This is a genomic window from Roseobacter sp. GAI101 (assembly GCF_000156335.1).
GTDB lineage: Bacteria > Pseudomonadota > Alphaproteobacteria > Rhodobacterales > Rhodobacteraceae > Sulfitobacter.
In genome coordinates this window covers 3,145,414-3,158,601 of sequence record NZ_DS999213.1, presented here as the reverse complement: position 1 = coordinate 3,158,601, position 13,188 = coordinate 3,145,414, and the positions used below count along the sequence as shown (strand labels likewise).

Here is a 13,188-nt window from a genome sequence, read left to right as displayed (position 1 = left end):
ATCGAGAAGGCTTAGACAAGTACGTCGCCAGATCAGGATATTTTCATGACCAAACCATTGCCGACCGTCACACCGAACACTTGGGAATTCCTGCGCGACCCGATGATCGCGCCTACAGGCTTTCGTGAATATGACGCCCGCTGGCAATATCCCGAGGCGATCAACCTGCCCGGCATCACGGCCCTTGGTATGGGACTGGGCACGCAGATGCACCAGCGCGGCATCGAACCCGTCATCGCTGTCGGCAATGACTACCGCGACTATTCGCTGTCGATCAAGAACGCCCTGATTTTGGGCCTGATGCAGGCCGGTATCCACGTCAAGGACATCGGCCCCTGCCTGTCGCCGATGGCCTATTTCGCGCAGTTCCACCTGAACGCCCCCGCGGTGGCCATGGTCACGGCCTCGCATAACCCGAACGGCTGGACCGGCGTCAAGATGGGCTTTGAACGCCCGCTGACCCATGGCCCCGACGAAATGTCCGAATTGCGCGACATCGTCCTTGAAGGGCGCGCCGAAACCCGGCCCGGCGGCAAATACGAATTCATCGAAGGTGTGCGCGAGGCCTATCTGGACGATCTCGTCGGTGACTTCAAAATGACCCGCAAGCTCAAGGTCGTTTGCGCCACCGGCAACGGCACGGCATCCGCTTTTGCGCCCGAATTGTTCCGCCGTTTGGGCGTCGAGGTCGTCGACAGCCACAACACGCTGGATTACACCTTCCCGCACTATAACCCGAACCCCGAAGCCATGGAGATGCTGCACGACATGTCCGCGTCGGTCAAAGCATCCGGCGCTGATTTCGCGCTTGGCTTTGACGGAGACGGCGACCGCTGCGGTGTGGTGGATGACGAGGGCGAAGAGATTTTCGCCGATAAGGTCGGTGTCATCATGGCCCGCGATCTGTCCGCCATCTACCCGAACAGCACCTTCGTCGCTGACGTGAAATCAACGGGGCTTTATGCGTCCGATCCCGTGCTGATCGCCAATGGCGTCACGGCGGATTACTGGAAAACCGGACACAGCCACATGAAGCGCCGCGTCAAGGAACTGGGCGCGCTGGCGGGTTTCGAAAAATCCGGTCACTATTTCCTCGCTGAACCCATCGGGCGTGGCTATGACTGCGGCATGCGCGTCGCTGTGGAAATCTGCAAGCTGATGGACCGCAATCCAGATATGTCCATGTCAGACCTGCGCCGCGCCCTGCCGCATACCTATGCAACGCCTACCATGTCGCCCTATGCGTCGGACGAGGAAAAATACAATATCCTCGACCGGATCGTCGCCAAGCTGAAAGACGTGACAGAACTGGGCGGTCGTCCCGTCAAGGAAGTCGTCGCCGTGAACGGTGCCCGTGTGATCCTGGATAACGGCAGCTGGGGTCTGGTAAGGGCCTCGTCGAACACGCCCAATCTGGTGGTCGTCTGCGAAAGCGCGCAATCCGAAGAAGAACTGCGCGCAATCTTTGCCGATCTGGATGCCGTCATCAGAACGGAACCGGACGTCGGCGACTATGACCAAACCTTCTAAGGTTGGACCTTCCCATCGGACCATCTTTTCTTGAAGCTCGCCTTTGCGCTTGCTAATCGCTATGTTTACCACGCCCGATTGAGACAAAATCGGGCGTTATAACTGCCTTATCGGGCATAGAACGGAACTTGATATGACGAAACGCGCTCTGATCACTGGTATTACAGGACAAGATGGATCTTATCTTGCTGAACTGTTGCTGGAAAAAGGGTACGAAGTACATGGGATCAAACGGCGCTCGTCCTCGCTCAACACGCAGCGGATCGACCACATCTATCAGGATCCACATGTCAAAAATCCAAAGCTTAAACTGCATTACGGCGATCTGACCGACAGTTCGAACCTGACCCGGATCATGAGCGAAGTGCAGCCTGACGAGGTCTATAACCTTGGCGCGCAAAGCCACGTTGCGGTCAGCTTCGAGGCCCCCGAATATACCGCCGACGTGGATGCCAATGGCACCTTGCGCCTGCTGGAAGCGATCCGTTTCGTCGGCCTTGCAGACAAGACCCGGTTTTATCAGGCCTCCACCTCTGAACTTTACGGGCTGGTTCAGGAAATCCCCCAGACCGAAACCACACCGTTCCACCCGCGTAGCCCCTATGCCGTGGCAAAGATGTACGCCTACTGGATCACGGTGAACTACCGCGAAGCTTATGGCATGTACGCCTGCAACGGCATTCTGTTTAACCACGAATCCCCGCGCCGGGGTGAAACCTTTGTGACCCGGAAGATCACACGGGGCATGGCCAACATCGCCCAGGGGCTCGAAGAGTGCCTGTACATGGGCAACATCGACGCGCTGCGCGACTGGGGCCACGCCAAAGACTATGTGCGTATGCAGTGGATGATGTTGCAGCAGGACGCGCCCGATGATTTCGTGATCGCAACCGGCGTGCAATATTCCGTGCGCCAGTTCATCATCTGGTCCGCTGCCGAACTGGGCATCACACTGCGCTTTGAAGGCACCGGCGTCGATGAACGCGCGATCGTCGACAGCGTAACGGGCGACAATGCCCCCGCCTGCAAGCCCGGCGATGTCGTGATGCGTATCGACCCGCAGTACTTCCGTCCCGCCGAGGTCGAGACGCTGCTTGGCTCGCCGGCGAAAGCCAAGGAAAAACTGGGCTGGGTACCGCAGATCACGACGCAGGAAATGTGCGCCGAAATGGTCGCCGCCGATCTGAAGACCGCGCGCCGCCATGCACTGTTGAAGGAACACGGGTTGGACCTGCCCATCTCGCTTGAGAACGGATAATACCATGCGCAAGATTTACATCGCAGGACATCGCGGCATGGTCGGCGGCGCGATCCTGCGCCAGTTGCAGGCCCGCAAGGACGCGGGCGAGGCGCTGACCTTGCTCACCCGTACCCACGCCGAACTTGACCTGACGTCGCAGGCCGCCGTGCGCGACTTTATGATGGCGGAACAGCCAGATGTGGTGATCCTGGCCGCGGCAAAGGTGGGTGGCATCATGGCCAACAACACCTATCCCGCTGACTTTATTTACGAAAACCTGATGATCGAATGCAACGTCATTCATCAGGCCTTTGCGGCGGGCGTCAAATCCTTGCTCCAGCTGGGCAGTTCCTGCATCTATCCGCGCGAGGCGGCGCAACCCATGGCCGAAGATGCGTTGCTGACCGGCACGCTTGAGCCGACAAATGAACCCTATGCCATCGCCAAGATTGCAGGCATCAAGCTGTGCGAAAGCTACAACCGTCAGCATGGCGTCGATTATCGCAGCGTGATGCCCACCAACCTGTACGGCCCGGGAGATAACTTTCACCCGCAAAACAGCCACGTCCTGCCCGCCCTGATCCGCCGTTTTCACGAGGCCGCGCGTGACAATCTGGACGAGGTGGTGATCTGGGGCACCGGTAAACCGATGCGCGAATTCCTGCATGTGAATGATATGGCCGAGGCTTCGCTGTTCGTGCTGGACCTGCCGCAAGACGTCTACGCCGCCAACACACAACCGATGCTAAGCCACATCAATGTCGGTACAGGCACCGATGTCAGCATCGGAGAGCTGGCGCAGATGGTCGCTGACGTCACCGGATTTCAAGGCAAGCTGGGCTTTGACACCACCAAGCCGGACGGCACCATGCGCAAGCTGATGAACGTGTCGCGGCTGGCCGATATGGGATGGCGCGCGCAGATTGACCTGAAGGATGGCTTGCAAGAAACCTATAACTGGTTTCTGAATCAGGAAAGCGTCCGTTCCTGACCGCTCCTTTTATCTTGAATGAAACATTAATTTAATCAATCCAATGGTGCCTATTATGATCCATCCAATTCTCCTTTGTGGCGGCTCCGGCACCCGGCTCTGGCCGCTTTCGCGCAAATCCTACCCCAAGCAATTCGCCAAGTTGATGGGCGACGAAAGCTTGTTCCAAGCCTCTGCGCGGCGTCTGTCCGGTGACGGATATGCGGCACCTGTCATCGTAACCGGCGATCCGTTCCGCTTTATCGTGACCGAACAACTGGCGCAGGTCGAACAGGCCGCGATGGGCATTCTGATCGAACCCCAAGGGCGCAACACGGCCCCTGCGGTTCTGGCCGCCGCCCTGTGGATCGCCAAGACCGATGCTTCTGCGCTGATGCTGGTGGCCCCGTCGGATCACGTCATTCCCGATACCACCGCCTTTGCCGCTACGGTCCAGGCAGCCGTCCCGCGGGCCCAGAAGGGTGATCTGGTCACATTCGGCATCATGCCCACGCGCCCTGAAACGGGCTATGGCTATCTTGAACTGGCCAGTGGTGCCGACACCGGTGCCGCCACCCCGCAAAGCCTGGCACGGTTCGTCGAAAAGCCTGACGCTGGCCGCGCGACCGAAATGCTTGCGGCAGGCAACTTTCTGTGGAACGCCGGGATTTTCCTGTTCACCGCCGAAGCGATCATTGCCGCCTATCGAACCCATGCACCCCAGATGCTCGAGGTCGTGACAACGGCGCTCAAGGATGCAAATGCCGATCTGGGCTTTACCCGGCTTGATCCCGACGCATGGGGCAAGACCGACGATATCTCGATCGATTATGCGATCATGGAAAAAGCCGACAACCTTGCCGTCATGCCCTTTAGCGCAGGCTGGTCCGATCTGGGGGGCTGGGACGCAGTCTGGATGGAATCCGGCCCCGACACCCAAGGCAATGTCTGTTCCGACAATGCCACGGCGATTGATTGTTCCGACACGCTGCTGCGGTCCGAAACCGAAGGCTTGCAGCTGGTCGGCATCGGTCTGGAAAACATCATCGCCATCGCCATGGGTGACGCGGTGCTGGTGGCAGATAAGTCTCAGGCCCAGCGTGTGAAGGAAGCCGTTGATGCCCTGAAAAGCCAAGGGTCCAGCCAGGCGGTGCAACTGCCCCGCGATTACCGGCCCTGGGGCTGGTACGAAAGCCTTGTCATCGGAGGGCGCTTTCAGGTCAAACGGATCGTGGTCAACCCCGGTGCCGCGCTTAGCCTGCAAAGCCATCACCACCGGTCGGAACATTGGATCGTGGTTGAAGGCACCGCCAAGGTCACCGTGGACGCTGATGTAAAGCTGATCAGTGAAAACCAGTCGGTCTACATCCCGCTCGGGGCCGTGCACCGTATGGAAAACCCCGGCAAAGTGCCGATGGTCCTGATCGAAGTGCAGACAGGCAGCTATCTCGGCGAAGATGATATCATTCGCTACGAAGACGTTTACGCGCGCAGCTGAACGCCATCCACACCGTTAGAGACTTTCAAAAGCGCCCGATGACCGGGCGCTTTTTCGTTTGGGCTCAGCTGCGTGACAGGACGCTGGCGGGACGCGCCTTGGCCAAAGCGCTGGTGATCAGCCCTGCCAAGACCGCTTTGATGATGTCGCCCGGGATAAAGACCAGCACCAGCAGCGCCGACTCGATTATCGTCTTGTCCAGTGCATAAGCCAACCCGGCGATGCCGAAGATATACAGCACACCGATCCCGCCGATAATTGACGCAACCCCAGCAACCACCGTCAGTGACGCGCTGCGCCAGTTTTCAACGATCAGTCCGGTGACAAAGGCCGCGACCGGAAAGCCGATCAAGAATCCCGACGAGGGCAGCATGAAGGCACCCAATCCGCCACGCCCACCGGCCAGCAAAGGAAGACCCAAAGCCACCAGAAGCATGAACAAAAGCACAGCCAGCGCGCCGCGCTTGGCCCCCAGAACGGTGCCGCACAACATGATGCCAAGGCTTTGCGCCGTGATCGGCACACCAAAGCCAAGCGTGAATTGCGGGATCAGCGCAAGGGCCGCGATGAGGGCCGCAAACAAGGCGACCAGAGTCAGATTTCGTTCCATGGGACAGCTCTTTCTGTTAGTTCGCGCTTTATATCCCTTTGCCGCGTATCAGATGCAAGGGCCGTTACGCGATCACCCCCGCGCAATCCAGAAGCGCCGTGACATCCAGATGCCGCTCCATATGGTCGGCAAGCTGGTCCAGTGTATCGTCCACCGTCTGGCTGTAGGAAACCGACGCCGCAGCCAGACCGAACTGTGCCAGCCACGCCTTGCGAAACACATCATTCGCGAACAAACCATGCAGATAGGTCCCCGCGACCTTGCCATCCCGCGACATGGCCCCGTCTGCCGTGTCCCCGATCCGGCAGAATGGCCGCTGGCAATCCACGCCTTCCGTTTGGCCGATGTGAATTTCATAGCCGTCAATCGGCGCATCCGTCGCCAGATGGCGGGCGGTCACGCGAGTCAGCGTCTTGTCCGCGGCCATCTGCGTGTGCACATCCAGCAACCCCAACCCGGTGTCATCGCCAGCGGTGCCCTCCAGCCCGTCAGGGTCAGCAACCCCCTGCCCCAGCATCTGATAGCCACCGCAAATCCCCAGCACATGGCCGCCGCGCCGCACATGCGCGTGCAGGTCGATATCCCAGCCTTGCGCCCGCAAAAATGCCAGATCACCGCGCGTTGATTTTGTTCCCGGCAAGATCACCAGATCAGCATCCGCAGGCAGGGGCGTGCCAGGCGGAATCATGGTCAACCGCACCGAGGGTTCAGCCGCCAGCGGATCAAGATCATCAAAGTTGGCGATCCGAGACAACATCGGGCAGACGATATGAAACCCGCTGCCCGTGTCTGCGCGAGCCAGATCAACCGCATCTTCCGCAGGCAGCAGATGCGCACCATTGAACCAGGGCAGCACGCCAAACCCTGCCCAGCCGGTGCGTTGGATGATGTCGGCGTAGCCGTCATCGAACAATGCCACATCGCCGCGAAACTTGTTGATCAGGAAACCTTTGACCATCGCAGCATCGTCGCGGTCCATCACCGATTGCGTGCCGACGATCTGCGCGATCACCCCGCCGCGGTCAATATCCCCCGCCAGCACGACAGGCACGTTTGCCGCACGGGCAAAGCCCATATTGGCGATGTCACCCTTGCGTAAGTTCGTCTCGGCAGGGCTGCCGGCCCCTTCCACGATGATCAGGTCAGCACTGCGCGCAAGAATTCCAAAGCTTTCCAGCACGGGCTTCAGCAACGCACCGCGCGCACCGCCGAAATCACGCGCCTCAAGGTGGCTTTGGGCGCGGCCCTGAATGACGACCTGCGATCCGGTATCGGTTTCCGGCTTAAGCAAGACCGGGTTCATATGCACCGAAAGGTTGCGACCGCAAGCCATGGCTTGCAGGGCCTGCGCACGGCCGATCTCTCCTCCGTCTTCGGTGACTGCGGCGTTGTTCGACATGTTTTGCGGCTTGAACGGTGCAACCGAAATGCCCCGCCGCAGCGCCGCACGGCACAGGCCTGCAACCAGCATGGACTTGCCCACATTGGACCCCGTCCCTTGGATCATGATGGCGCGGGGGGGCATGGCGAAACCTCTTCTAAGACTGCAGCTCTTGGTGTCAGCCAGCGCGGATCACGTCAAGCATCAGGAATGAGGGTTTCCAAGATTTTGCGCCTGCAGCAAAGGCCGGGTGGTCACCCAGATTGCACAGAGGTCGGTGACCAGACTATCCACCTTACCTGCATCTTGCGCTTTCGCCGCTTTTTCCACTGCCAGCAAGGCACTGCGCAACTCGACCGCGCCCAACGTCGCTGCTGACCCGGCGATGCGGTGCGCCGTCTGCGCGACGTCGCCCAGCGACACGGCTGACCCGTTGCCGAGGCGCGTAACCAAAGCATCAAATTCCCGGCCGAACCGATCAAGCAGCGATTGTAACTTTTCAGCGCCCAAGGTTTGTCGAAGCTCATCAAGGCTGGAGGCCGCGACATCCCCTGTCGGGCATTGTGGCACGGAAGATTTGCCATGGGCATTGTCCGTATGAAGCGCAATCACGTGCAAAAGATCGTCGCGTGACAGAGGTTTCGTCAAAACATAGTTCATGCCGTCAGATAGAAACGCCTCTTGTTCCTCGGCCATGGCATTGGCGGTCAGGGCCACGATGGGGGTTTGCGCGCTCGCCCCTTGCCCCGCACGGATTGCGCGGGTGGCACCGCGCCCGTCCATAACAGGCATACTGATGTCCATGAAGATCAGATCAAAGGCTTGCGCGCCGGCCATCTCAACGGCTTCACGCCCGTTATGCGCTTCGGAGACCTGATGCCCCGCCGACGTGATCATTTCACGTGCAACGATGCGGTTGATCTTGTTATCCTCGACCAGTAAAATCGCCCGCGACGGCGCGTGACCCGCAGTCTTGCGGTGGGCGACCAACGCGCCGGGGGCAGCAATCGGTTCGATAGGAAAGCGTATGCTGAAGGTACTGCCGACGCCTTTGGTACTTTCCAGTTCGATTTCCCCACCGAAGGCTTTGACAAAACGCTGGGCGATCCCAAGGCCAAGGCCGGTTCCGCCGACATTGCGATCATAAGAGCTGTCCCCGGTGGTGAAATCATCGAAGATTTGGCATTGCAGGTCCGGATCAATGCCAATACCGGTATCTGCGACGATGAATTCAATTTCGGGCATACCACCTTCGCGGTTCGCCACGGCGACATGCACGGTGATCCGGCCCTGATGGGTAAATTTGACGGCATTCCCGATCACATTCATCAAGATATGCTGGACACGCTCGCGATCCGCGCGAATCCAGTCGACCGGTGGCGACGTCCAGGCCCATTCCAGCGTCGTCCCCCTGGCCGTCGCAGCGCTGCTTTGGTTGTCGACGATATCTTGCAACAGGGTGCTGATGTTCATGGCCGTGGGCCGCAAAAGCAGCTTGCCCGCATCATATTTCGTGATGTCCAGAACATCGGAGATATGGCTCATCAACAGTTTGCCTGATGTGTCCATGTTCTTGATGTAGCGGCTTTGTTGCGCGGTCAGGTCGGTATCATGCAGCAAGGTCAGGTTGCCCAATAGACCATTCAACGGGGTCCGGATTTCGTGGCTCATCGTGGCCAGGAAATCAGTCTTGGCCTTTTCGCCCGCCAAGGCACGGTCGCGCGCCGTGACCAACTCCTGCTCCGCCTGAATGCGGGATGAAATATCGCGCAGGAAGGCGATGAAAATCTCGCCTTCTTCGGTCTGCGCAGACTGTACCGCCAGTTCGATGGGGAAACACGCGCCGCCTCTGCGCTTTGCTTCCAGCTGCACCCGGCCCATGCCAATCACGTGTCTTGCGCCATTCTCGCGCATCCGCTGCATGCCGGCCTCATGACCGGGGCGGTGATCATCCGGCACGATCAGCGCGCCCAGATCCTGACCGATGGCGTCCCCGGCCTGATAGCCGAATATCTGTTCTGCCGCCGCGTTGAAATCAAGGATCTTGCCCGCCGCATCCGCCACAATTACCGCATCAAGCGAGGTGCTTGTCACGATGTTCATCCGGTGACTGGCCTCAACTGCGGCTATGCGCTGGCGGTTGCTTTGGCGGTTCAGATAGCCCAGATAAAGCGCCAGAAACAGCATGGCCAGCAACAGGACCGTCACGCCGACGGCCATCTGGCTGAGCGTCACGGCAACATTGGTGCGACGCCTGTCCGACAGCAGCGCAAAGTAGCTAAGACCGGAGTTAGACAGCCTGCGGACCGCCGGGCCTACCTCTGATGCCTTTGACTGCAATTCTGAAAAGCGCGCGACCAGTTCGGCATCCGGCGCATCGATGATGCCGACGGTATCATCCAGGAATGTTTCAACACTTTGCAGGCTGTCTGAAAAATATCGTTCCGCCCGCAGTGCTTCGTAATTTGACGCGTCTTTGAGCGTATTGATGCGACTAAAGAAAATATCATACTCGCGCCTGAGCGTGACCAGTGCATCAGGCGTGTTCAGGGGCAGCTTTGCCAAATGAAGTTCGAATTCCAGAAATTCGACCTCGGTCTGTTAAAGCGACCATTGCACATTGTCGGAGCTGGCAGAATTCAGCAGTCTTAGGTCACGCGTGACATTTCCCGACAAGTACAGGATCGCGACAATCACAAACGTCCCCAACAGCAGCAACAGCGGCAGCCGAAGGCGGAAAACCAGAGTCACAAAGCGCGGCATGTCCATTGTTCCTGTCTTGGGCAGCACCCGATCACCGGTCATGTCACACCAAAAAGGTTAATCCATCACTTCGATACGGTCGAGCTGCCAGATGCTGCGCGAATAGATCACCTCGCTGCGGTATTCGGGGTCAGCATCATAGGGGTAGATCACCCAAAGCGGGCCCTTGTCCCGCACGGACATCACATTGCCGTTCATCTTGTAGGCAATGATCGGCCCGCCCTCGACCGCGTCAGATACGGGAATTTCGACATAATAATCGTTGATAGCGCTGGCCCGCAGGACATCGCCGCTGGCACCAAGCCGTTCAATCAACAGATCCAGGGAAACCCCCTGAAAGGTCTGGGGCCCGTCGGTCCAGATGGTTGACGTCTCAACCGTTCGGTCGCCAAGCGCTTCAAGCATCCCCAGATCGAATTGGGCTTTTTCGTCCACATTTGTCACACCGACTGCCCCCCAGACCGTCAGAATGACGTCGCCTTCCGGCACTTTCATGTCTTTGGCGCAGACTGGCAAAGCTGTAACAATAAAAATCTGAAGGGCTGCGAACAACGATTTCACCATATAAAGGGTCCCTTTCCCGACTTGCTTTCAATTACCATCGGAAACAGTGCGTCTTCGACACGCAGAGGGATAGTGATCTATCGTTACGGATACGTTTACAAACGTCAGATGATCCAATGTGCATCCTGCGCGCAGTTCAGCTGCTGTTGGCACTCACCCAGATGGACGGCATCGTCAGAAACCTGTGCGTTGAACGCAATGTGCCATCGGGTCCTCTTTCAATCATCGCACTATGATCGCGGTAAAGCTGATCTTAGTGGCGGTGTGGGGCTTGCCCGCGGGCCATCATCATATGATGGGCCCTATGATGATCCCGGCTCGCCATCAGACCGAAAAAGCCGAGCGCTTTGATCCGCGCGACAACCGCTGCGTTGTCACTTGTGACGGTCAGCGTTGCGCCCTTCTCATCTTCGGAAACGGCAACGGTCCAATGGCCGTCGGATTGCAGTTCCGCAGCATGTGCGGGCACCATCCGGCGCAGGGATGCAATCGTATCTGCATCGCCTGTGGCAACCGCACGAATACCGTCCGGCAGTTTCGTTTCCTCGACCACCGTATTACTGACGACCCGATCCATATCCACAAGGTGATCGCGTAGAGCACCCAAATCGACCTTGGACCAGTCGGTTTCGGGATCAGCTTCAAGAACGCTGACCACTTCCGACAAGGCGGCGAATGCCCCTTGACCCGGCTCTGTCAGAATGACGCCGTCCGGTGTGGCGCTTTGCATATGTTTGCCGTGATCCATTGGCATTGCGTGATCCGCGTGGCTTGTCTGGGCAGTACTGGCTGTGGCGGTGCCCAAAAAAGCGGTCAGGGCAAGGGCGGGTATCTTTCGCATTTGCGTCTCCCTAAGATGTGTTCAGGGTCAGCCTATAATCTGCGGCCAGAACCGTGCATGATATCTATCATGTCACGCTTGCAGCAATTCTTTGACGACGCCCCGGTGCGCAGCTTTGCTGCAGGCGAAACACTGTTCCGGCAAGAAGACCCCGTGCGGTCTGTGTATCTGGTGCGATCGGGGCAGATTGCCCTGCAGCGGCCAATGACAGATGGCACACTGCTCACGCTGCATATTGCGTCCGATGGCATGCTGCTGGCAGAGGCCTCTCTTTTCGCGGAGGCCTATCATTGCGATGCAGTAGTCCGGGAACCGGCTGTCATCTCGTATGTGGCGCGCTCGACTTTTCTGACTGCACTGGTCGATAGGCCAGAGTTGGCGCTTGCGCTGATCAAGGCCAATGCCCGCGAGATCCAGAGCCAAAGAGCGCGCATTGAAATTCTTCGGTTGCGTCGTGTGGCCGACAGGCTGGATGCGTGGCTGACCCTTTACGGCCCGCCCGAGAAGGGCGAATGGACGAAGGTAGCAAACGCGATTGGAGTATCCCAACCGGCGCTTTATCGAGAGCTTGCTCTTCGGCGAAAGCAGTGAGTGAGATATTTTGACAAAACTGCAAGTCGTGGGGTTTCAAGCACGCTGCTGCCGTTGACGTCTTACTTTGTGTCCATTGATCGGTCTCAATGACAGAGTGCTGGGAAAATGCAGATGAACCTTTGACAAGCGGCCCTATGCTTCACGGTTAGGCATGGCCCGAACCCGTCAAAGTTTGATCAGTTGATCCCCAACCTTCACAGTCCCGTCTTGCACGATTTTACAGAGAATTCCACGAAGGTGAAAATCGCGGTTTTCGCGCTTGTTGATCCATCGCAGGCTATCGTTCCCGTATCTTTCGCGCCACTTTATGCACCCGTTGTTGAATTTATCGCTTACCTCAAGGATCGCCGATCCAGCACGTAACCGCGTTCCAACCGGTAGGTTTGCAGCGCCGAGGTTCATATCCACCACAATAGGATCGCCGGGATGGACAGTGTTTGCCTGATCGCGCCAGCACAGATCCATGACCCTCTGTGACAGAATGGAAACCTGTATTCTGGGGTCGGGGTCTCCATTCGGCAGAGTTAACCAAGGCTTCTTGGTCCATCTTTCGCCGATGATCCCGTGATTGACGGTCATATCTAACGCCTCGGGAAACGTCCGAAGGCCAAAATCAGGTCGAAAGCACAGCTGCCCAATCGTAGCGCCACTGGTTGGTGCAGCCAGAATGTGATCCAGCGCGGCGTCGCAATCAGCCATCGTCGCGTGTTTCGGTGCTTGTGGCTCCATCGTTTCCAACTTCAGAACTCCCCGTCCAGCTTTTCGATACGTCGTCCGGCAAATCCTGCACAGACCTGCGGCACGCTGCGCATTTGCCCAAATCTCACCGCGCCGGTTGGACCGAACTTACAAGTACAGTTTGATCACTGAAGGGCACGGCGCATGCATTTCGATGCGTGTGGAATAGCATCAAGACAGAGGCTTTGGAAGTCACGTCGATAATCTGGCGCGGCGCGATACGACGCTCTAGTTCGGCAACGGTACAGCGCTTTGGCGATCGTTGAGACATTCCGGCAGACCATCACTGGCCGGCAGCCATGTCTGCCCCTCCAGCCAGCCACCGCCGGGCCAAAGCGCCCGTACCTCGGTATCTACGCCAAACAGTCCGCTGACGTCCCGATCATAGCTATCGAGCGGCATGACGGCTCTCCTTCACAAGATGCCCCCGCCAGAGCGCGCAGCGAGGGCATGAGGCCG

Annotated in this window: 13 protein-coding genes; 5 read left to right on the top strand and 8 right to left on the bottom strand. The window is 58.3% G+C overall.

Going from position 1 to position 13,188, the window contains the following annotated elements; translation table 11 throughout:
- Positions 1-45 precede the first annotated feature (45 nt).
- The 4 genes from RGAI101_RS14750 to RGAI101_RS14735 all read left to right on the top strand — a co-directional run bounded on the left by RGAI101_RS14750 (position 46) and on the right by RGAI101_RS14735 (position 5,238).
- Positions 46-1,530 (top strand): phosphomannomutase/phosphoglucomutase, encoded by a 1,485-nt coding sequence (locus tag RGAI101_RS14750; protein WP_008229354.1) that lies wholly within the window; start codon positions 46-48, stop codon positions 1,528-1,530.
- Between the two features lie 133 nt (positions 1,531-1,663).
- Complete coding sequence (gene gmd / locus RGAI101_RS14745; protein WP_008225355.1) at positions 1,664-2,788, top strand: GDP-mannose 4,6-dehydratase; 1,125 nt, start codon at positions 1,664-1,666, stop codon at positions 2,786-2,788.
- A gap of 4 nt (positions 2,789-2,792) precedes the next feature.
- On the top strand, positions 2,793-3,761 hold the full coding sequence (fcl, locus tag RGAI101_RS14740) for a GDP-L-fucose synthase (protein WP_008227870.1): 969 nt from the start codon (positions 2,793-2,795) through the stop codon (positions 3,759-3,761).
- Between the two features lie 55 nt (positions 3,762-3,816).
- Positions 3,817-5,238: a mannose-1-phosphate guanylyltransferase/mannose-6-phosphate isomerase gene (locus RGAI101_RS14735; RefSeq protein ID WP_008225762.1), complete on the top strand. Its 1,422-nt coding sequence runs from the start codon at positions 3,817-3,819 to the stop codon at positions 5,236-5,238.
- A gap of 64 nt (positions 5,239-5,302) precedes the next feature.
- Here the strand turns inward: RGAI101_RS14735 and RGAI101_RS14730 are convergent, their stop codons facing one another.
- From RGAI101_RS14730 to RGAI101_RS14710, 6 genes are all read right to left on the bottom strand, one after another.
- The gene (locus tag RGAI101_RS14730) at positions 5,303-5,848 is read right to left on the bottom strand and encodes a biotin transporter BioY (protein ID WP_008226610.1); all 546 of its coding nucleotides are present in this window, start codon (positions 5,846-5,848) and stop codon (positions 5,303-5,305) included.
- A gap of 64 nt (positions 5,849-5,912) precedes the next feature.
- Positions 5,913-7,373, bottom strand: coding sequence for a cobyric acid synthase (locus tag RGAI101_RS14725; protein WP_008226101.1), 1,461 nt, complete (start codon positions 7,371-7,373; stop codon positions 5,913-5,915).
- 60 nt (positions 7,374-7,433) lie between these two features.
- Entirely contained in the window at positions 7,434-9,794 is a 2,361-nt protein-coding gene (locus RGAI101_RS14720; RefSeq protein ID WP_008228072.1) for an ATP-binding protein, read from the bottom strand.
- 36 nt (positions 9,795-9,830) lie between these two features.
- Positions 9,831-10,034: a hypothetical protein gene (locus RGAI101_RS22445; protein ID WP_008225496.1), complete on the bottom strand. Its 204-nt coding sequence runs from the start codon at positions 10,032-10,034 to the stop codon at positions 9,831-9,833.
- Between the two features lie 15 nt (positions 10,035-10,049).
- On the bottom strand, positions 10,050-10,556 hold the full coding sequence (locus RGAI101_RS14715; RefSeq protein WP_008226712.1) for a molybdopterin-dependent oxidoreductase: 507 nt from the start codon (positions 10,554-10,556) through the stop codon (positions 10,050-10,052).
- Between the two features lie 253 nt (positions 10,557-10,809).
- Positions 10,810-11,397, bottom strand: coding sequence for a hypothetical protein (locus RGAI101_RS14710; RefSeq protein WP_198133705.1), 588 nt, complete (start codon positions 11,395-11,397; stop codon positions 10,810-10,812).
- A 69-nt stretch (positions 11,398-11,466) separates the two neighbouring features.
- Here RGAI101_RS14710 and RGAI101_RS14705 point away from each other — a divergent pair, with 69 nt between their 5' ends.
- Positions 11,467-11,988, top strand: a complete 522-nt coding sequence (locus RGAI101_RS14705; RefSeq protein WP_198133704.1) for a Crp/Fnr family transcriptional regulator — start codon at positions 11,467-11,469, stop codon at positions 11,986-11,988.
- A 168-nt stretch (positions 11,989-12,156) separates the two neighbouring features.
- On the opposite strand, the gene RGAI101_RS14700 is transcribed toward RGAI101_RS14705, so the two are convergent.
- Together RGAI101_RS14700 and RGAI101_RS21945 are read right to left on the bottom strand one after the other, a co-directional pair.
- Positions 12,157-12,720 carry an MOSC domain-containing protein gene (locus tag RGAI101_RS14700; protein ID WP_037228415.1) on the bottom strand — a complete coding sequence of 188 codons (564 nt, stop codon included), beginning with the start codon at positions 12,718-12,720 and terminating at the stop codon, positions 12,157-12,159.
- Positions 12,721-12,957: 237 nt separating this feature from the next.
- The gene (locus RGAI101_RS21945) at positions 12,958-13,131 is read right to left on the bottom strand and encodes a hypothetical protein (RefSeq protein WP_008226264.1); all 174 of its coding nucleotides are present in this window, start codon (positions 13,129-13,131) and stop codon (positions 12,958-12,960) included.
- Positions 13,132-13,188 lie beyond the last annotated feature (57 nt).

Excerpts from the sequence above, each read along its gene's own strand:
- RGAI101_RS14750 (WP_008229354.1), top strand. The coding sequence starts at position 46 with ATGACCAAACCATTGCCGACCGTCACACCGAACACTTGGGAATTCCTG.
- gmd (WP_008225355.1), top strand. The coding sequence starts at position 1,664 with ATGACGAAACGCGCTCTGATCACTGGTATTACAGGACAAGATGGATCT.
- fcl (WP_008227870.1), top strand. The coding sequence starts at position 2,793 with ATGCGCAAGATTTACATCGCAGGACATCGCGGCATGGTCGGCGGCGCG.
- RGAI101_RS14735 (WP_008225762.1), top strand. The coding sequence starts at position 3,817 with ATGATCCATCCAATTCTCCTTTGTGGCGGCTCCGGCACCCGGCTCTGG.
- RGAI101_RS14730 (WP_008226610.1), bottom strand. The coding sequence starts at position 5,848 with ATGGAACGAAATCTGACTCTGGTCGCCTTGTTTGCGGCCCTCATCGCG.
- RGAI101_RS14725 (WP_008226101.1), bottom strand. The coding sequence starts at position 7,373 with ATGCCCCCCCGCGCCATCATGATCCAAGGGACGGGGTCCAATGTGGGC.
- RGAI101_RS22445 (WP_008225496.1), bottom strand. The coding sequence starts at position 10,034 with ATGACCGGTGATCGGGTGCTGCCCAAGACAGGAACAATGGACATGCCG.
- RGAI101_RS14715 (WP_008226712.1), bottom strand. The coding sequence starts at position 10,556 with ATGGTGAAATCGTTGTTCGCAGCCCTTCAGATTTTTATTGTTACAGCT.
- RGAI101_RS14710 (WP_198133705.1), bottom strand. The coding sequence starts at position 11,397 with ATGCGAAAGATACCCGCCCTTGCCCTGACCGCTTTTTTGGGCACCGCC.
- RGAI101_RS14705 (WP_198133704.1), top strand. The coding sequence starts at position 11,467 with ATGTCACGCTTGCAGCAATTCTTTGACGACGCCCCGGTGCGCAGCTTT.
- RGAI101_RS14700 (WP_037228415.1), bottom strand. The coding sequence starts at position 12,720 with ATGGAGCCACAAGCACCGAAACACGCGACGATGGCTGATTGCGACGCC.
- RGAI101_RS21945 (WP_008226264.1), bottom strand. The coding sequence starts at position 13,131 with ATGCCGCTCGATAGCTATGATCGGGACGTCAGCGGACTGTTTGGCGTA.